At 51.6% G+C, this 19,362-nt stretch carries 9 protein-coding genes; 4 read left to right on the top strand and 5 right to left on the bottom strand.

All coding sequences use genetic code 11. The features are described from left to right. Positions 1-48: 48 nt before the first annotated feature. Entirely contained in the window at positions 49-1,110 is a 1,062-nt protein-coding gene (locus WFJ73_RS27410; protein WP_336776115.1) for an LCP family protein, read from the top strand. A 550-nt stretch (positions 1,111-1,660) separates the two neighbouring features. Continuing rightward, the gene (locus tag WFJ73_RS27405) at positions 1,661-2,971 is read left to right on the top strand and encodes a glutamate-1-semialdehyde 2,1-aminomutase (RefSeq protein ID WP_336776114.1); all 1,311 of its coding nucleotides are present in this window, start codon (positions 1,661-1,663) and stop codon (positions 2,969-2,971) included. A 116-nt stretch (positions 2,972-3,087) separates the two neighbouring features. Here WFJ73_RS27405 and WFJ73_RS27400 read toward each other — a convergent pair whose 3' ends face one another. From WFJ73_RS27400 to WFJ73_RS27380, 5 genes are all read right to left on the bottom strand, one after another. Then, positions 3,088-10,581, bottom strand: coding sequence for a hemoblobin-interacting domain-containing protein (locus WFJ73_RS27400; RefSeq protein WP_336776113.1), 7,494 nt, complete (start codon positions 10,579-10,581; stop codon positions 3,088-3,090). Beyond that, positions 10,574-11,833 carry an S-layer homology domain-containing protein gene (locus tag WFJ73_RS27395; RefSeq protein ID WP_336776112.1) on the bottom strand — a complete coding sequence of 420 codons (1,260 nt, stop codon included), beginning with the start codon at positions 11,831-11,833 and terminating at the stop codon, positions 10,574-10,576. Before WFJ73_RS27395 ends, WFJ73_RS27400 begins: the two co-directional genes overlap by 8 nt. 152 nt (positions 11,834-11,985) lie before the next feature. Then, positions 11,986-13,767: an extracellular solute-binding protein gene (locus WFJ73_RS27390; RefSeq protein WP_336776111.1), complete on the bottom strand. Its 1,782-nt coding sequence runs from the start codon at positions 13,765-13,767 to the stop codon at positions 11,986-11,988. A 135-nt stretch (positions 13,768-13,902) separates the two neighbouring features. Further along, positions 13,903-14,781 (bottom strand): carbohydrate ABC transporter permease, encoded by an 879-nt coding sequence (locus WFJ73_RS27385; protein ID WP_015842448.1) that lies wholly within the window; start codon positions 14,779-14,781, stop codon positions 13,903-13,905. A gap of 18 nt (positions 14,782-14,799) precedes the next feature. Continuing rightward, positions 14,800-15,765, bottom strand: coding sequence for an ABC transporter permease (locus WFJ73_RS27380; protein ID WP_442955998.1), 966 nt, complete (start codon positions 15,763-15,765; stop codon positions 14,800-14,802). A 162-nt stretch (positions 15,766-15,927) separates the two neighbouring features. Here WFJ73_RS27380 and WFJ73_RS27375 point away from each other — a divergent pair, with 162 nt between their 5' ends. Beyond that, positions 15,928-17,655: a sensor histidine kinase gene (locus WFJ73_RS27375; RefSeq protein ID WP_336776110.1), complete on the top strand. Its 1,728-nt coding sequence runs from the start codon at positions 15,928-15,930 to the stop codon at positions 17,653-17,655. Positions 17,656-17,718: 63 nt separating this feature from the next. After that, positions 17,719-19,344: a response regulator transcription factor gene (locus tag WFJ73_RS27370; protein ID WP_336776109.1), complete on the top strand. Its 1,626-nt coding sequence runs from the start codon at positions 17,719-17,721 to the stop codon at positions 19,342-19,344. The last annotated feature ends 18 nt before the right edge of the window (positions 19,345-19,362 follow it).

Below are 19,362 nucleotides of genomic sequence, written 5' to 3'. Positions count from 1 at the left end.
TTACACACTTTTGCAGGATGAGTTGCTGAAAGGAGCACTACTACAGTCATGGCTACAAAGGCTAAAAAGAAAAGAAAACCTTGGAAATGGGTACTTAGCGGTTTTCTCGTAGTTATAGTTATTGCCATCGCTGGCCTGGTTTACTGGGGTACCGGCGTATATAATTCGTTAGACAATTTCAGCAAGAACAAAGAAGATTCCCGGTTTGGACAATTCGAAAACAACACTACTGCTGAGGCGCCTCCGAAATGGGAGGGCAAGGAACGCGTCAATATTCTGCTTCTCGGCGGCGACGCCCGCGGTTTGGAAGAAAATCAGGTACCGCGGTCCGATTCAATCATGATCGCATCCTTTGACCCGGTTACGAAAAAAGCGCATCTATTCTCCGTCCTCCGGGACACTTACGTTGATATCGAAGGTCACGGCAAAGGCCGGATCAACACGGCGATTACGCTTGGCGGTCCGCAGCTGGCCATGAAGACCGTTGGCGACCTGCTTGGACTCGACATTCAATATTATGTGTACACGGATTTTGAAGGATTCAAAGCCTTAGTCGACTCAATCGGCGGCGTATACTTCGATGTTGAGAAGGATATGCACTATACAGATAACGCCGACAAAAATAAATATGATATCGATCTGAAAAAGGGCTATCAGCTGCTGGACGGCGACAAAGCCCTGCAATACGTTCGCTTCCGCCACGACGCAATGAGCGACTTCACCCGTACCGAGCGTCAACGCGAATTTTTAGGCGCTGTAGCCGACAAGCTTAAATCGGGCTGGAACATCGTCCAGATGAAAAAGATTCTGGACAGCGTATCGCCTTACATCGAGACGAACCTCCAGGTTACCGATATGCTGAAGCTTGGCCAGCTGGGCGTAGATTCCCATTTGGCGGGCACGCAGCAAATTCCTCCAATGGACAATATTGCTGAGGAGCATGTAGGCGGAGCAGCCGTCATTGGCGTTCGCGACTTGGATGAACTGAAGACTTCGGTTCAAGATACGCTGGCGAAGGATGATACAGAGACTACTCCATCCCCATCGCCGGGTGCCGAGAACGGAACCGATACCACTACAAATGCAACCAGCAACAGCACAGCACAATAGGATATAGATAAAGGGAGTTTGCTTTACAAAAAAAGGACCAGATACCCGCTAACCGGCGAGATCTGGTCCTTTCTCATTCATGCGGTTAAAGTTATAACTCACTAACCATTCATTTGTTTAAACATTAGCTGTCGCGCGTTATACTGCATGAAGTACAGCATATTCACGTATTTGAGCCCAGTAGGCAGCTATATCCTGCACGGAATGCAGGATATTATAGATTTAACCACCCAATTGGGCTGGATTCCGAGTGATATACTGCATTTTGTACAGCATAACTGACCGCAGCCTTTTCCTGGGGCAACTATACTGCATTTCGTACAAGGTAAATGAGCAGCATAGCCATGCATTGGCGGATAAAGATCACGCAGCTTGCGTTGCCCATAGATTACAACGAGAAGATAGACAGGTGTTTGGCAAGAAGCGCCCTTGAGCATCACTTTGCTTTTTGCTCCGACTGCGCGATAATGGGAAGTGTCGATTTTTCTTCATTCAGGCTGCTTGCGTATGCAATCGGCTTACATATTACGAACTACGGAGGATTTCTTTCATGTCTATGCAACGCAAACGTTCAGAGGCGCTTTACGAGGAAGCGCTGCAGCATATCGTTGGGGGCGTCAACAGCCCTTCCCGCTCTTACAAAGCGGTTGGCGGAGGAGCGCCGGTGTTCATGAAACGCGCGGAAGGCGCCTACTTCTATGATGTCGACGATAACCGCTATATCGATTATTTGGCGGCTTACGGCCCCATTATTACGGGACACGCCCATCCGCATATTACGGAAGCGATTGTCCGGGCGGCTCAGAACGGAACTTTGTACGGTACGCCTACCGAGCTGGAAATCCAGATGGCCCGCATGCTGAAGGAGGCGATTCCTTCTCTGGATAAAGTCCGCTTCGTTAACTCCGGCACAGAAGCCGTTATGACAACCATCCGGGTTGCGCGCGCATTCACGAAGCGCAATAAAATCATTAAGTTCGCCGGCTGTTACCACGGCCATTCCGACCTTGTCCTCGTTGCAGCGGGCTCCGGCCCTTCTACGCTTGGCATTCCGGACAGCGCCGGCATCCCGACCAGCATCGCGCATGAGGTAATCACGGTACCGTTTAATGATCTGGATGCTTTGAAGGAAGCTTTGGAGCGCTGGGGCGACGATACGGCTGCCGTTATGGTGGAACCGATTGTCGGCAACTTTGGCATGGTTATGCCTAAGCCCGGCTTCCTGGAAGGCCTATGCAAAATGACTCGCGAAGCCGGAGCCCTTGTTATTTACGACGAGGTAATCACGGCGTTCCGCTTCCACTACGGCACTACGCAAACGTTTAATGTCTTCCCGGATTTCAGAGCCATCGAGCCGGATCTTACCGCGCTTGGCAAAATCATCGGCGGCGGACTCCCGATTGGCGCTTATGGCGGCCGCAAGGAAATTATGGAGCAAGTTGCTCCGCTTGGCCCTGCTTATCAGGCAGGGACGATGGCGGGCAATCCCGCTTCCATCTCGGCCGGAATCGCGTGCCTCGAGGTGCTCCAGGAAGCAGGCGTCTATGACCGCATGAACGATCTGGCGACAACGCTCGCAGACGGCCTGCGCGCCTCGGCGGAAAAACATGGCATTCCGCTGACCGTTAACCAGATCCGCGGTTCCTTCTCGACCCATTTCTGCAACCATCCGGTGACCAACTATGATGAGGCGCAGGATACCGACGGCGAAATATTCGGCCGCTTCTTCAAGCTTATGCTGGAGCAGGGCATCAACCTGGCCCCTTCCAAATATGAAGCTTGGTTCCTGACCACCGCCCATACGAAAGAAGACATCGCAGCTACTCTTGTTGCTGCAGAGCATGCTTTCTCGAAACTATAACGAATACAGAAAGCTGTTCCGTGACCGGAACAGCTTTTTTTCATATGCTCTGCATTAGAACACTAGCGGCCCTGATAGGCAAATAGGACCCTCAGAGGGTCTTATGCCCACCTTTACTAGCTGTTATAGATCTCGATTTCATATAAAGAAGGACCGTATGGAGCAAAGCCCTTCTCCGTTACATAGATTCGAACATATTGGCCTTGCGTTGGAACATCCAGATTTATAATCTGCTTCAGTCCGTCTCCGCTAAGCGATTGGCCCGACACGGAATGGACTGTCGTCCAGCTCGCGTTATCGGTTAGATCGGCACCAGGCTGAGCCACTTGAATGTCGAACGATTTGCCGTAAGCTCCTTCCCAGTTCAGGACAAGCTTGCTGAAAGACTCTACGGCACCAAGATCCACGTAAATCCACTCCGGATGGTTATCCGTGTTTGTCGTCCAATCCGCTCCCCATCTCGAGCCGGAATCGCCGTCCGTTGCTTCAGCCGCCAGGAATGCACCCTGCACGGAGGAAGCAACGGCTGACTTGCCCAGCGCAAGATTCACATCCGCTGCGATGACTTGCGTCACTTCGTTATCGGCATAACCTGTTGCCGCGATCGTAATCGTGTAGCTGCCTGCTGCGGCGAATACGCCTGATTTCAGTGTGATTTTGCCTGCTGCAACCGTGTACTGGCTGGCTGCAAGAGCGGCGTTGTTTACTTTAACAGCCGTAATCGCGCTTTCCCATGCGGAATCGCCGGTAAAGGCAAGGTCAATGCTATTGCCAACCTTATTATCGGTAGAATCCGCAGTCATGGCTGGGCCAAGCGGCAATACCTGATCGGGATTCGTAGGATTGCCGTATACTTCAACCTCCCATAACGAGTAGCCCCATTGCGTGCCTCTTGCCGTGCCGTAGATCCGCACATGGCGTGCTTCTTCGCCGTGCAGCGTAATATTGTCGATACCGCCGTTGCCGGAAGGCTCGGTAAAGATGGTGGTCCAATCGTTATCCCCCGGCGTTTCCGCCGATGAGACTTGAACCGTATACGTCTTGCCGTAAGCCCCTTCCCAGCTCAGCGTCATGCTTTCCAGCTTGTAAAGCTTCTTCAGGTCAAGCGAGATCCACTGCGGATCCTGTGCGGCGCTCTCCCATCTTGTTCCTGCCTTGCCGTCAATCGCGTTCGACGCAGGCTGATTGTTCGTCGAAGCGGTTGCCGTGCTGCCAAGCGCGATGTTCTTCGCGTTGGTCTTCACTTCCTGCGATACTTCCGCTGCCGCATAGCCATTAGCCAGAATGGCGATCGAATACGTCTTGATCGATGGGAACAGGGATGCGTCAAGCGTGATTTTGCCTGCTGCAACCGTGTATTTGCCTGCACTCACAGTTGCCCCGTCAATCGTAATGCCTGTAATGGCGCTTCTCCAAGCGGCATTATCCGTAAAGGTTAGTTCGATCGGATAGGTCAGCTTATTATCCGTTGAATCTGCTGTCACCGTTGGCGGCGACACCTTCTCGCGGACAGCTACTTCATCGATATGAATCGTATGCTCGACGGATGGGGTTGTGATGTCCCCGCTAATCACGTTACCAAGCAAGTATTTCACCGTCAGCGTCATGTCGGCCGTTGGCTTCAATACTTTCGTGTAGACGGTAGAAGAATCGCCTGTAAGATTGAACAGCACCTGCTGATTGCCGCTATATCCGGTCAGCTCGACCAGAATCGGACGGTTAACGGTCGACCATGCTTTAAAGCTCAGCTCATACGTTTTGCCGGCTTTCAGCTTGATGCCGGATTGCATGAACTGCGTGGACCACGTATACGGAACGCTCCATTGCGGGTCCAGACCGCCGTTATAGTTGATTTGAATTGCCGCCTTCTCATCCTCTACCGAAATCGAAGAGTAGTCGTCGGCTCCTTTCCATGATTCCCAGTTAGCCGTACCGTTCGTAAAGCTGCCGTTCAATACGAGGTTGCCATCTCCGGAGAAAACCTGCTGCGTCAGGACCGCATCGCCGTATCCGGTCGCGGCTACCTTCACAGAATAGTTGCCATCAACCGAGAAGACGTCCGAATGGAGCGTTAATGCCCCTGCTGTGACCGTGTATTGCGTTGCAATCAGAGCCGCACCGTTTACGGACACCGACGTAATAGCGCCTCTCCAGGCAGCATCATCCGCAAAAGGAATGGTGATCTCTTGGCCAGCGAGATTATCCGTGCTATCCGCTACCATCGTTGGCGGACGCTTCACCGGCGCATTTTCCACTTCAAGCACAACGTTATCGATCCAGACGGTACCTACCGCACCGCCTGGCGTTTTGCCAAGCATGATCTTAAGCGCCAGCAATTCGTCGGCTGTAGGGCGAACCGTAAATTTCAAATGCGTCCAGTCCGTACCTACGGCTTGCACGCCGGAATCAAATCTCCGGACGTACGAGGCATTTTCCAATGTTGCCTGCAGGTCGCGGGCAACGGAGGCTTTTACGTCAAACTCCAGCGTATAGGTTAAGCCTTTCTTAAAGCTCATGCCGCCTTGAATCAGCATATTGCTATACGGCTGGTTGCCCAGGCTGGTGACATTGATTTTCGCAGCGCCATTCTCCGTGGAAAATTGCGCAGCCCCGCCATCCTGCGTATTTTGCTCCCAATTCAGAAGGCCGGCGAAGAAATCGCCGTTCTTCAGCGGGAACAGGTCCATGCCCGTGAAGTCGAAGTTGTTATTCGTCGTGCGAATCAGGGAGACGTTGTCGATCGCAACATCCGCGTCATTGCCGCCTAGTCCAAAGACAAGCTGCCCTTCCTCATCCGTTACGCCAACCGGCATCGTAAACGCAAACTCCTGATTGCCCATTGCCGTGCCGATTGTAAAGTCCTTCGAAGCATACACCGTATGGCCGTCTTTGCTTACGAATGAAACCTTAATGGAACGCTCCGATTCCGCCGAAGCCTTAAAGTTCAACTTATAGGTATCGTTTTGCAGAAGATTGATTCCTTTTTGCGTTAGGGTAATATCCGATGGATTGTCTCCGCCGTTTGTAATGGCTGCTTCAAGTTGTCTTGCCTCAGGGTCAACCGAAGCCGAACCATTCGCGTCGCCTAAAGTTTCAAAGTTCCAGTACGTCATACGGTCCATCGAGCCAAGATCGAAATTGCCATTATACACATGCTGACCGTTGCCAAGCGGCGCTTTTGCCCCGTTTTGCTCGGATACCGCGTCAACCTCTTCGATCTTGATATTGCCGATCCATACCGTATTGGTATTGAGACCAAGATTAAGCTCCAGCCGCGCGGCAAGATCGGTATCGTTATTCATCAGGAAGCGGTATTCGTAATGCTTCAGATTGGTTGTCAGCGCGGCATCGAAATTATCCGAATAAGCACCCCAGCCGTTATCCGCATCGCCGCCTACCTTCAGACTAATGTTTCTTGGAGCCGATGCTTTGGCGTCAAAGCTGATTTTGTAAGCATGGCCTTTCGTAATGGTTGCATACTGAATCAATTGCAGAGCGTAATTCTGGTTGCCGCCGCTGGTAATCGATACTTTGGCGAACTTATCGTCGCCGATGGTATCCACGACCGCGGAACCCGCGCCGCCAAAGTCCGGCGTATGCAGGAAGTTCCAATAGTTCGCGTCAAGAGCCTGCGTGGAATCCGTAATATCGGTCAGGCCATGCTCGAAATCCTGATCGACAATTGCTTTCGCGTTAGCCGGAATCTCGTCCTTCGAATCCGGTTCTACCGGCGTACGGTAAGGACGGCCCGTCAGTTCGTAGGCGCGAACATAGTCCACTTCCATTTTTGCTGGCAGATCGCTATCTGCTGGGAGTCGGTTACCGTCAAATTGACCGCCAACGGCCAGGTTAAGGATAATATAGAACGGTTTGTCAAACGGCGCAGGATAAGCGTATTTATCCGGCTGATCGACTCCCCAGCTGTTCCAGTTGTTAACCGTCTGATAGAGATTGCCGTCCACATACCAGCGGATCTCGCCCGGCTCCCACTCTACCGAGTAAGTATGATAACCGGAGATCGATTCGCCTTCAGGGAAGGTGTAAGCTGCACCCGTTGCTTTGTTATTCGGAGCGTTCTTGCCGTAATGGATCGTTCCGCCGACCTCATGCGGCAGACGGCCTCTCGCTTCCATAATATCGATCTCGCCGGAAGCGGCCCATCCGCCGTATTCGCTATCGGCAGGCATCATCCAGAAGGCCGGCCAAATGCCTGTTCCTTCCGGCAGCTTCATCCGGGCTTCGAATTTGCCGTAGGCCTTCGTAAACGTATTGCTGGTCCAGAGACGGCCGGACGTATACGGCTTGCCGTTAAACGTCTCTTTTTTCGCGGTAATAACCAGGTTGCCTGTTGCCGGATCAACGGCGATATTTTGCTTGCGGTAGTATTGCTGCTCGTTATTGCCCCAGTCCGCAACGCCGTATTCGGAGCCATTGCCTTCCTGGTAGCCCCACTTCGTCAAATCGACGCCGTTTGTATCGGGAGTAACGGCATTTCCGTTAAACTCGTCGGACCAGACCAGGCTCCACATTTGCTGCGCTTCGATCGTTTGCGTGACTTGACCCAACTCGTAATCGGTTGCCTTAATGACGATAACGTGATCGCCTGCGGACGCAAAAACGCTCGCTTTAATCGTGATACTATTTGTTCCCACCGTGTAATCTTCTGGCGCAAGCTCTGCTCCGTCCACGACGATTGCTTTAATCGAGCTGCTCCAGCCCGGCTGGGATGCAAAGGTCAGCGTAATGTCCTTGCCCAGGCTGTTGTCCGTCACATCAGGCGTAACGATTGGAGCCGAAGTAAGGCGGATATCGTTCACGAGCGGTACCTTTTCTCCCAATGCTTCCTTGGCGCCTTTCCGCTCGAAGCGGACGTTGTCGATAAAGACATCATGAACTGCCAGGGCATCGCCGTTCTTGCCAAGGAGGTACTTCAAGCCTACCGTATCATCCTTAGGCATCGTAAACTCGAAGGCGTAGCTCTTCGTTGTTTCGCCTAGCGTTAATTTTTGGTTCAGATAACGGGTATAAGTGCCGTTCTCCGCAATAACCTCAACGGTTTTGGCCACTGTTGATCTTGCGTCAAAGGTTACGATATAAGCGTTATCCTTCTTCACCGGAAGCGGCTCTTGGAAGAGCATCACATCCCAAGGATTCGCGCCTACATTCTCGACATTGATCTTTGCTCTGCCGCTTGTAAAATCAAATGTTGCTTTCGAAGTACCATCGTAGACGCCTTGAATATGTTTCGACCAGTTCGCTTCTCCGTCCGTGAAGTAGCCGTTCTTTAATAGGAAAGCCTTCTCGCGGGCGCCTTTGATTTCCACGCGTACATTGTCCGCGTACACATCATGTGCGCCTGACGGGTTCGCAGCTTGCTTGCCGAGAAGTACTTTAAAGGAAGCTAACGTATCTGCCGTAACGGGCAGCTCATACGTAAACGTCTGATAGTCTGCCGTCAGATGCTCCATCTTCGAGAGCAGGCGTCCACCGGCATTATCCACGACAATCTCCACGTCGCGCTCCGCGGTTGATTTGAGATCTACGGATACAACATAGGTATTGTCCTTGCGGAGAGTAAAATCGTTCTGCATCAGCATGACATCCCAAGGATTGTTGCCAACGCTGCTTACGTTAACCTTCATGCTGCCTGCTTCTTCGTTATAGCCGGTCACTTTGTCCCAACCGTCATAAAAGCCTTGCACATGCAGGTTCCACGATGCTTTACCGTTCGAGAAGTCGCCGTTCTTCAGCGGGAACTGCTCGGAGAGCGGCAAATCACCGATGCCATTGTTGGTCAGACGGGTCATAACCACATGATCGATGGTGACATCCGCATCGCTGCCGCCAAGCATAAAGACAAGAATCGCCTTGTCGTCGGCTGCAGCCGCGGAGTTGAAGTTCACCGTTTGTACAGCGGATGCGCTGGTCAGGTTTACCTCAATGGGGTCGACCACATTCGTGCCGTCCTGCTTCTGAATGCCAACCTTAATTGTACGGTCGGAAGCTGCTCTTGCATTGAACTTCACTTGATAATCGTTGCTTGGAATCAGGTTGACGCCTTTTTGAAGCAGGGTAACGGAAGAAGCATCCGCTCCGCCGCTCGCAATATTCGCCTGGAATTCGCGGTCTTCCGGATCAACGGAGGCCGTTGCCTCCGCACCGTCCGCCGTATTGAAATGCCAATAAGTCAGACGGTCCAATCTTCCGAGGTCAAAATTGCCGTTGTATACATGATTGCCGTTAATCGGCTCTTTCGCCGCATCCTCGTTGTACGGATCCGGTGCGTCCACTTCCTCCAGCTTCACGTTGCCAATCCAGACCGGATTGGTGTTCAGGCCGATATTTAGCTCCAGGCGAGCCAGAACATCCGTATCGGCAGCCATCTGGAAGGTCATGCTGTAAGTTTTGAATTCATCGGTCAGGCTTGCCGACAGGACATCCGAGTAGGTTGCCCAGCCGCGGTCGGCGCCGCCGCCAATCTTGGCGGACATCGTCCGGTTCGTGCTGGATTTGGCATCAAAGGAAAGCTTGTAGTATCTGCCTTTTCCTACGGTAACGTTCTGGATGAGCTGCACGGAATAGTCCTGCGAGCCTCCGGCTGTAATGTCCGCTTTGGCATACGTTTTGCCGCCAATGACGTCGGTTCCGATGGAGCCGTTGCCGTTATAAGTAGGGACATGCACGAAGTTCCATTTTTCCGGATCCAAGGTATCCGAGTCTGTTGCTACCGTCTTAAAGCCATTCGCGTAATTAACATCATGCACATAGTTGCCGTCAATGGCCGGTTTATGATTATCGGGCAAAGCCTCTTGTTCAACCTTTGGCTCTTCAAGGCCTTCCGCCGAATACCCGCCCTTCTTATCGTAGACGCGGACATAATCGACTTCCATCGTCCGGGCGTTGTCGTCCAGCGGCATTTTCCCGCCGTCGAAGTTACCGCCAACCGCCAGGTTCAAAATCATGTAAAACGGTTTATCAAACGGTGCCGGATAAGCGTATTTCGCCGGCTGGTCAATTCCCCAGCTATTCCAGTTGTTTTGCGTTTGATAGACAACTCCGTCCACCAACCAGCGGATTTCGCCCGGCTCCCATTCAACGGCATAGACATGCTCGCCGCTGAAATCCGTTCCGTTCGGGAAGTTGTATTTGTTGCCTGTATAGCGGTTACCCGGGGCGGCTTTGCCGTAATGGATCGTTCCGGAAACTTCGCCCGGCAGTCGGCCGACCGCTTCCATAATGTCGATCTCGCCGGAGGACGCCCATGTGCCGTATTCGCTTGTTGCCGGCATCATCCAGAAGGCTGGCCAGAAGCCTTGCCCTTTCGGCAGCTTCAGCTTGGCTTCGAACTTGCCATAGGCTTTGGTGAATGTATTCTGAGTAAAAATCCGGCCGGAAGTATAGGGCTTATTATTGCTGTTTGCTTCTTTTTTCGCCGTAATGACAAGCTTGCCGTCTTCTACCTTCATATTATCCGCTTCATAGCTTTGCTGTTCGTTATTGCCCCAGCCGTCAAGGCCGTATTGCGAACCCGTGCCAAGCTGATAACCCCACTTGTCGAGGTTTACGCCATTCGTATCGAGGTTGCTGCCTGTTCCGTCAAACTCATCCATTCCACACCATCTGCCACTCATCCGTTGGCGTTGGTGTTGATGTCGGGGTCGGCGTTGGTGTTGGAGTTGGCGTTGGCGTTGGTGTTGCCGTCTCCGTTGGTGTTGGCGTTGGCGTTGCAGTCGGCGCAGGTGTTGGCGTTCCGCCGCCACCGCTGCTGCTTCCGCCACCGGTGCTTTGAGCTGTTCCGCTGTCTACGACATATGATTTATCTTTGTCCAAATTTTTGCCGTTCAGGCTGGATTCCGATTTGTTGCTGTTCAAATGGTCGATATCCGAATTGTTCGTTTCCAGTACCGTATCGGAATTCAAATCCATCGTTCCGACCTCCGAGCCGTCAACAACGACGCGTACCGGTCCTTCCTTCTTATCAACAACGATAGTTGGCACGTGCACATTGTTCAGGTGAATACTATGTACCCCGCCGCCGCTGACAAAAATGGTTCCTTTTACTTCCGTGTTTTTCAGCGTAAAATCGCCTTCGCCAATCCCAGCGGTCAAGTAAAGATTCCCGCCGATTGCCGCATTCTCGATCGTTACGCCGTCAAGGTTCACCAGCCCGCTGCCTGCCAGCTTTTGATCCTTGTACGTCTGCGCCTTCACGTAAACTTCACCTGCTAGACGGCTTAATAGAACAACCGCTTCCGCACGGGTAATCGACTTAAGCGGCTGAACCGTCCCGTTCGGGAAGCCCTTCAAATAACCTCCGCTTACCAATTGGCCCAGCGGCTCTACCGCAAATGCGCCAACCTGTGATTTATCCTGAAAGGCTTCGAGCGGATCAGCGCCTGTTACTGCCGGCAATCCGAACAGTCCCGCAGCTATTTTTGCCGCCTCTTGTCTTGTAATTGCCGCATTTGGTTTAAAGGTTCCATCCGGATAACCGTTAATAAAGCCTGCTTGCTTCAAGGCCGCTACCGAATTGGCATACCATGCTTCAGCCCCTACATCCGAAAAGCTGTTCTCGCCTTTTGCCGTAAAACCAAACAAGCTGTTAATCAGCTTCGTAAATTCCGCGCGCGTAATGCCTTGCTCCGGCTTGAACGTTCCGTCCGGATAACTGTTAACAAGGCCCTTGGATGTCCAATCCGTTACCTGCTGCGAAGCCCAATGCCCCGCAACATCCGGCGCCGCAGCACTTGTGGCTACCGCTGCTGTATCCGAAGCCGCAAATACGGCTGACGGCACGTAACTTACGGCGATAACGAGCGACATCACTAACGACAATAACCTTTTTGTTCTTTTTCTAGTCAACACTGTTTTCCCCTCTCGAGCAAGATGACCAGGGTGACTGTTCTAGTTGTAAACGTTTTCATAATTTTCAAAAAAGGATAACCGGCAAAAGAAAAGGAACGCCTGGCGTAAATATGGCGTTCCTTATCCTGTTGCAAGCAGCTATTGCTAGATTACTTCGAAGCCGAAGCGTACCAATCGTTAACTTCCTTCGTTACTTGGTCGCCGCCGGATTTTTTCCAGTTCTCTACCATTGTATCGAACGAATCAAGCGGTGCTTGACCGTAGATGATTTTGGAGTACGATTCGTTCACCAGTTTGTTCAGCAATTCGTTTTTGGACTTCATCGTTTCCGTCAGAGGACCTTGGAAGTAGTTTTTCATGCGGATATCTTTTTGATCCATAACGATCTTCATCGCTTCCAGGTTTTCCGGTTTACGAACGGCTTTTGTCTGCTCTTCGTACGGCGTTGTTGGAGCTTCGCCGTTATACAGCTTGATCATAGTGTCTGCATACAGAGCCGGTTGACGAGCGCCTTCGAATGTCAGCGAGTAGTAGATTGGCTCTACGAGATGCGTGCGGTCCGCATAGTTCGGGAACAGGTCCGGATATTTTTGCGGATCCTTCGTGATCGTGCCGTCCGGCAATTTCGCCCAGTCGTAGCCTTCCGCGAAGCCGTTCTCGAACTCGCTGCCTTTTTGCGGGTTCGCCCAGTTATCGAAGAAGAAGTTGTAGTAACGGAGCAGCGCTTCAGGATGAGCCGCTTTTTTGTTGATCAGCATCCAGCCGTTAACGGACGGGTTGCCGCTTTGGGCACCGATTTTACCGTCTGGACCGGCAGGAATTGGGTAAGCTTTGTATTTCGCTCCGGGAACGTTGTTGATCAGATCGCCAAACGGCCAGTCCGGCAGCCAGTTGCGGCCTACGATTGCGCCCGCTTGACCTTTCGTGAAGAACTCGGAGCCGGAAGTATCGTCCTTCAGACCGGAGTCTTTCGAGATCCAGCCTTTATCCATCCAGGTTTTCAACGTGCTGAGAGCCTGCTTCGCAGCCGGATCCACGGAGCCGAATGACAACGTGCCGTCAGCCGATTTATTCCATTGGCCCGGCATTGTGCCGTAAGCGCCAAACAGCCAGCTTACGTCCGTCATCCAGTTTAGGAAGCCGTTTTTGAAGCCGAGAGCCATACCAAACGTGTCGTTTTTGCCATTGCCGTCCGGATCTTTGGTAGTGAACGCATCCATGATGGCCTCAAGGTCGGCAACTGTTTTAGGAGCTTGAAGGCCTAGTTTATCCATCCAGTCCTGACGAAGCCACAGAACCATATCGTCGTTGTATGCGTAGTCGAGAACCGGAAGCGCCATTTTCTCGCCGTCGCGCGTTACCGGAAGGAAGGTATCCGGGTTCAGCGCTGCCGCTTTTTTGTACTCATCGCCGGCATACTTGTCGAACAGCTCGTTAACCGACATGAATTGACCGGAGTCAATCAGCATATTTACGGTTTCCATATCGCCGCGGTACGTAATAACGTCAGGCATTTTCTCGCCGGAGGAAAGCATCAGGCGAAGCTTTGTTTTGTAAGCGTCGTTTGTATCCGTTACAACCCAGTCGTATTTCACGTCAATGCCAAGGTTGTCTTTCATATACTTTTGCAAAACGTTGTTCTCCATCGTTTCGCCCGTTTTGAAGAAGTAGTTCGTACCTACGCCTTTAACCGTTGTCAGAGTGATCGGCTCTACGTATTTCTTGCCGTCCCAGCCCGTCTCGTCCGCGCCGCTTCCCGCGTTGTCCGTACCCGCATTGTTTGTTGCCGCCGCGTTGCCGGAGTTCGTAGCCGCAGGGTCGTTAGATGGTTTATTACCGTTATTATTGTTGCTTGATCCGCATGCCGCAAGGCTTGCCGCAAGCACGCCAGTCAACGAAACGAGCATAAGCTTTTTCATTGAATTATGCATTTTTTTCCCCCCGTAAAATGATTATTATAGCATGAGAGCGCTTTATTTACTCTCAAGTAATACTATAGTCTTGGTTATTACTGATAGAAATACCATAATTTTGAGTAACATGCCATTTTGTTATCTTCTTATTTTCTACTCTTTTACCGCCCCGAGGACAATCCCTTTGACGAAAAACCGCTGCAGGAACGGATACACGACCAGAACCGGAAGCATCCCGATAAAGATTTGAGCCGCCTTCACCGTACGCTGGGAAATGTTCTTCAGCTCGTTCACGTCCGGATTCAGCTTGCTGAAGTCCTGCTGTACGATAATCGTCTGCAGGAAGGTTGCGAGCGGATAGTTACGGTAGTCGTTAATATAGAGCAAAGCGTCAAACCACGCATTCCAGTTGCCAACGATCGTAAAGAGCGACATCGTTGCAATTGCCGGCATAGCCAGAGGCAGATAAACACGGAACAAAATCGAGAAATGTCCCGCTCCGTCGATGAATGCTGCTTCCTCCAGCTCCTTTGGCGTGGCGCGGAAGAAGTTCATCAATAGAATCATATTGAATACGGCAACGGAGCCCGGAAGAACAAGCGCCCAAATCGTATTCATCATATGAAGATTGCGAATGACGATATACAGGGGTACGATACCACCGCTGAACCACATCGTAAATACGAAATACCAAGCGTAGCGAGAGCGGGCCTTAAAAGCGGTCGTATCCTTCGACAGCGCATAACCGCCAAGCGTGATAACCGCCAGCGTAATGGATGCGCCAAGCGCCGTACGCCCGATCGAGATCCAGAACGCCCGGAGGAAGTTCGGATTGTTCATTGTTTTCGTATACGATTCGGTATTGAAATCCACCGGCCACATGCCGACCAGATGCGCATTCGCAGGAGCACTGGCACTAAAGCTGATCGCGAGGATATGAATGATAGGTATAATACACAACAGGCCTGCTAGAGCCAGGATTAAATAGTTGAATACCGAGAAAGCCCGATAACCGAATGTCTTTTGATACATGTGCGCAGGTACCCCTTTCTAGAAGATTTTGTAATCCGCATATTTTTGAGCGAGCTTGTAACCGACGATAATGAGCACAAAACCTATTAATGATTTGAAGATACCAACGGCCGTGGCCAAGCTGTACTGCCCGTTCAGAATACCCGTACGGTATACGAACGTGTCTATAATGTCGCCTTTGCTATAGACAAGCGGATTATACAAGTTGAAGATCTGGTCAAAGCCCGCGTTCAAAATATTGCCAAGCGCCAGCGTCCCTACTACGATTACGATCGGCAGAAGCGATGGAATCGTTACATGCCAGGTTTGCTTCCAGCGAGTCGCGCCGTCTACTTCCGCTGCTTCGTAGAGTGCCGGATTCACGCCCGCCAACGCCGCGAGATACACGATTGTGCCGTAACCGAACTGCTGCCAGACATCGCTAAGCACAACGACAAACCGGAACCAGTTGCCGTCGCCCAGGAACAGAATGGACTCCTTCACGCCAAACCAGTTATGAAGCACCGAGTTAATAATCCCGTCCGACGCAAGCATGTCATTCAGGATTCCTCCCAGGAATACCCAAGAGATGAAGTAAGGCAGATACACCAGAGTCTGCACCGTGCGCTTGAAAGGATTAAAGCTCACCTCGTTCAGCAAAAGCGCAAACACGAACGGCACGATAATGCCGCATATAATTTTTAATCCGGCGATCAGCGCCGTGTTCGTAATAACCTGCTTAATGTCCGGATAATCGAACATAAATTTGAAATGCTCAAGCCCTACCCACTTGGAATGGAAAATGCCATCGTACGGTTTATAGTCTTGAAAAGCGATAACCAATCCTCCGAGAGGCACGTACACGAATATAAATTGCAGGATTACCGCCGGAAGCAGCATGATATGAAGCGGCCAGGTCCTCTTCAGAATACCTCTCGATTTTGATTTGTCGGTCTCCTGTCGCAAGACCTCATTGCCGGCTATCGCCCTTGTCGTTGTCCCCATCCCCATTGTCCTTTCCGCTATTCTATTTGTCGATTGACAGAGTTTCATCATGATGTATAGTAAGTATAGCAATCGGGGAATCGCCAAGTCTGCGCCAATGATTTTAGAACGATACCCGGATTTTTTGTTTTCATCCACTTTGCTGCGGGGAGACGGACCATCATGTCGCTGCGATTGAATACGTTTACAAAAATAGTCGGCATCATCGTTTTGCTGCTCATTCCGATTATCGCCCTCTACTGGTTTTCGAATAAGACAAGCATGGACGTCGTGATGAACGAAGTGGAAATCTCCATGCACAAGGACTTGTCCTACTTTGCGGCCCAGACCGATGAAACGGCGGAACAGCTGGCGAAAAGCGGCCTTATGATAACCGAAGACATTAACGTCCGTACCCTCGAATTTTTGGAGATAGCCACCCTATATGAACAAACGGATCAGAAGATTCGCATTGCCGACAAGCTTCGGCTCATTAATGCCTCCTCCGATTGGGATACAACGATAAGCATCTATGCGCCGGCCACCAACACCTTCGTTTCAACCGACTTCCATCTGCAATACGATAAAGATCTCGTAGCGAAAAACTATTCAAAGGTCTGGAAATATACCGAGAACGTTGCCCCCTACTATCAGAATAATCCGAGGTTTGTAAGGTTTCTAAGCGAGCCGTACGACAGCACCTCCGGCAATGCGGGAGTTATCGTCGAAGTCAGCTTCGCGGCTGACGAATTAGTGAAGGCGCTGGAGCGCTTCAAGGCGGGAAGCAAGGGAGATGTCTTCTTCAGTTCGCCGGACCGGAAGATTCTTGCGGTTAACGGCTCCGATACCGAGCTGCAGAAGAAGCTGCTTGCCAAGGTGGATTTGGAAAAGCTGTCGGAATCGCAATATACCCGCATTAAGTTGGACGGCATCGAATATACCGTCAACAGCGTGTACATGCCCGAGCTTGGCTGGTACCTTTTTGACTACCTTCCCATCGATGACGTTGTCAGGCCGATTACGGCAAACAGCAATCTCTTTTACATCTGTATCGTCTTTCTCCTTATCGGCAGTACGATTGCGGCTTACGTGCTGTACACCAACGTACAGGTTCCGATCCGGGAGCTGATCCGAGGCGTGAAGAAACTGAAAAAAGGCGAATATCCGAAGCTGAAGGTGTTCCATCCGAACAACGAGTTCCACTTCCTGCTCGTCAGCTTTAATGACATGGCTTCCCAGATCGAGCAGCTCATCCAGAACGTGTATCTGGAGCAGATCCGTTCCAGGGATGCCAACCTGAAGCAGCTGCAGTCGCAGATTAATCCGCATTTCCTCTATAATTGCTTCTCCCTGATCCGCAGTCTTACGAGACTTGGGGAAAAAGAATCCGTTATGGAGCTTGCGCTGCATCTCAGCCGGTATTACCGGTATACTACCAGATCCGAAAGGCAGCTGGCCTACCTGCGCGAGGAGGTGGAGCTGGTGAAGAGCTATCTGGCGATTCAGGCGATGAACGTCCAGGATATGACCTACGTCATTACGATCCCGGAAGCGATGCAAGAGCTTGAAATTCCGCGGTTAATCCTCCAGCCGATCGTCGAAAATGCCGTTCTGCACGGCCTCGAGCCGATCGGCGGCGGCGAGGTGCGCATTACCGGCTCGCAAAATGACCGGTACAACGTCATCACCGTCACCGATAACGGAGTTGGCGTAACGGAGGAGCAGCTGTCCCAATTAAAGCTGCAAATGTCGATGCCGCCAACGGAGGACAAGGGCTGCGCCCTATGGAATACGCGCCAGCGGATGACTCTGCAATATGGACAGGAAGCCGGAGTCCGGCTGATCCGCGGCGATGACGGCGGACTTACCGTCGAGCTGTATTGGCCTAATGAAAGTGAAGGGAATCAATGACGCAAGCCATTCTATTAGCTGACGCACTAGCTTGCGAGCTATTCTTTTTAGGGGGAATTCGAGATGCGCCAACTTCTAATTGTAGACGACCAATCGATACTTGCGGACGATCTGGCAGATATGCTGCCATGGGAGGAAGCCGGCGTTGACGTTGTCCATAAAGCTTATTCCGGTCCGGAAGCCATTGGGCTGCTGCATGAACATGCCATAGATGTCGTCATTACGGATATCCGCATGCCGGGCATGACGGGACTGGAGCTTATTCAGGAAATCAAGCAGAACTGGAAGCATACCAAATGCATTCTGCTATCCGGTTACTCCGACTTTGAATATACGAAGCAGGCTTTGAAGCTGAAATCCAGCGACTATCTGCTGAAGCCGGCTTCGGACGACGAGCTGTTGACTTCGGTTCGCCGCGCGATTAAGGAGCTCGAACAGGAGTGGCTGGAGATCAGCTCGATGCAGCGCGCGATGTACTCCTTGCGGGAGCAGCTGCCGAAGCTGAGAGAATATCTGCTTCTGGATATGCTGAGCGGCAAGCAGCCGCTGTCCCTGCAGCGCTTGTCCAAAAAACTTGCTACTTATTCGGTACCATTCCAAGAGAACGATGATTTCCATGTGATGCTGCTCCGGATTGATGACGAAGACCATCTCTACGATGACGGCGAGAGCGAGGCTTTAATCGATTATGCGCTGGCCAATATCGCGGAGGAAGTATTCGGCGACCAGCTGGACATGTGGCATTGCAAGGATTCGAACGGCTTTATCGTTTGTCTCCTGAAAGCTAAAGCCGGTTCAACGATAACAAGCGAGCTGGATGAATGGATTGAAAGCCATGCCTTCCAGCTTCAGCATGTCGTGAAATCGTACCTCAAAGTGGGCATTTCGATTCTTACGAGCAAAAGAGGAGTATTCCCGCAGGACGTTGGCCCTCTCTATCAGACCTCCATTACGAACTTCCGCCAGTTCATCGGCAGCGAGCAGGAGTTGTTCGTGTCGCTCGCGAAGGAGCCCACGCGCGGCACGCCGCAGCTGCTTGGCGAGCTGTACCGCCCGCCTTCCGTGCTGCAGATGCTGGAGCTTGGCCAATGGGATGCCGCCGGCGAGAAGCTTGAAGCGATCTTCCGCGAGATTGAGGAGGAATGGCGGGGATCCCAGGAGCATGTGCTGGAAGCCTACTTCTCGATTGCGGCTACGCTTGCCGCCCTGGCGCATAAGAACAAGAAATGGCTGTCCGATATGATTGGCGATGATTTTCATGCGTTTGCGAACGGCAGCCCGATTCATACGGTTGATGACCTGCGTACATGGACAGCCCGGACAATCGCTTCTTACCGCAAGTCGGTAACCTCCGAGGATAAAGACTCCCGCTCCAGCATTATCCGCAAGGTACAAGAGTTCATTCATAGTCATCTGGAGCAGGCTTCCCTTCACTCCATCTCGGCGCATGTTTATCTCAATCCTTCCTACCTGTCGAAGATTTACAAGACAGAGACGGGCGAAGGCATCAGCGAATACCTGCTTCGCGCGAGAATGGAGAAATCGGCCGACCTGCTTGCCCAGACGGATGAGAAAATCTATGAAATCTCGGTTATGCTGGGCTATCAGAAGCCAAGCTACTTTATCCAGCTGTTCAAGAAGCATTTTGGCATCACCCCTCAGGAATATCGGAATAAGGTAACAAATTAGACGTACACACATACAAAA

The organism is Paenibacillus sp. MMO-58, from assembly GCF_037146255.1.
In the GTDB taxonomy this organism is placed as follows: Bacteria; Bacillota; Bacilli; order Paenibacillales; family Paenibacillaceae; genus Pristimantibacillus.
The sequence above is the reverse complement of the archived record's forward strand: the minus strand, read 5'-3'. Positions and strand labels throughout refer to the sequence as shown.

Coding starts and splice junctions, on each gene's coding strand:
- WFJ73_RS27380 (WP_442955998.1), bottom strand. CDS start 15,765: ATGGGGACAACGACAAGGGCGATAGCCGGCAATGAGGTCTTGCGACAG.
- WFJ73_RS27390 (WP_336776111.1), bottom strand. CDS start 13,767: ATGCATAATTCAATGAAAAAGCTTATGCTCGTTTCGTTGACTGGCGTG.
- WFJ73_RS27400 (WP_336776113.1), bottom strand. CDS start 10,581: ATGGATGAGTTTGACGGAACAGGCAGCAACCTCGATACGAATGGCGTA.
- WFJ73_RS27370 (WP_336776109.1), top strand. CDS start 17,719: ATGCGCCAACTTCTAATTGTAGACGACCAATCGATACTTGCGGACGAT.
- WFJ73_RS27410 (WP_336776115.1), top strand. CDS start 49: ATGGCTACAAAGGCTAAAAAGAAAAGAAAACCTTGGAAATGGGTACTT.
- WFJ73_RS27375 (WP_336776110.1), top strand. CDS start 15,928: ATGTCGCTGCGATTGAATACGTTTACAAAAATAGTCGGCATCATCGTT.
- WFJ73_RS27405 (WP_336776114.1), top strand. CDS start 1,661: ATGTCTATGCAACGCAAACGTTCAGAGGCGCTTTACGAGGAAGCGCTG.
- WFJ73_RS27385 (WP_015842448.1), bottom strand. CDS start 14,781: ATGTATCAAAAGACATTCGGTTATCGGGCTTTCTCGGTATTCAACTAT.